This is a genomic window from Escherichia sp. XD33 (genome assembly GCF_019375075.1).
Taxonomy (GTDB): domain Bacteria; phylum Pseudomonadota; class Gammaproteobacteria; order Enterobacterales; family Enterobacteriaceae; genus Enterobacter; species Enterobacter flexneri_A.
The window spans coordinates 1-592 of record NZ_JAENDM010000328.1 but is presented as its reverse complement, the minus strand read 5'-3'; the positions used below and the strand labels follow the sequence as shown (position 1 = coordinate 592).

Annotated in this window: 1 protein-coding gene; it reads right to left on the bottom strand. The window is 34.8% G+C overall.

Features of this window, described 5'->3' with window-relative positions:
• Positions 1 to 67 precede the first annotated feature (67 nt).
• Positions 68 to 592 (bottom strand): pathogenicity island protein (locus tag K0778_RS27060; protein ID WP_153520387.1); only part of this gene is annotated, 525 nt, incomplete at its 5' end.

The window sequence follows — 592 nt, the reverse complement described above, 5'->3', positions numbered from 1 at the left end:
GCTATACCTCGTATAAAATCGTAGTATTTTATTAGAAGCCACACACTACATGTGACCCCTCATAACATTATTTACTCAAGCTATAGTAAGACGCTTTTAGATCATTCAATTTACGTTCTAACGCCTTGTAATCCTCTTGTGTCGCATTCTCATCTTGTACAAACTCAGTTACTAATTTTAACCCCTCAACTAACTCTGGTACTGGTTCATTGATTCCCGTAGCTAACTGATACAACATTTCAATATTCGCTATCACATCAGTATTACTCGATTGAATGCCCTCAAGTGTATCTGTATCAAATCCATTTTCTAAGCACTTAAACACATCACTATTATTTGATTCTGCATATGTTTGTAATCCATACATAAAATACTCATCTTCAAACAATTGACTGGCCATCATATCGCTAATAGAAAGCTGTTTACCGTCATGTAATTCATAACCTACATAATGCCCCTCTATGCTTCTTATAAGCCCCTCAGTGTGCTTAGGTGACGCTAATTCAAATGATTGCCTTACTTTACAATCTTTAATATATACATGACTAAACAACTTACTATTCATCATCACGTATACCATATCAAATGGATC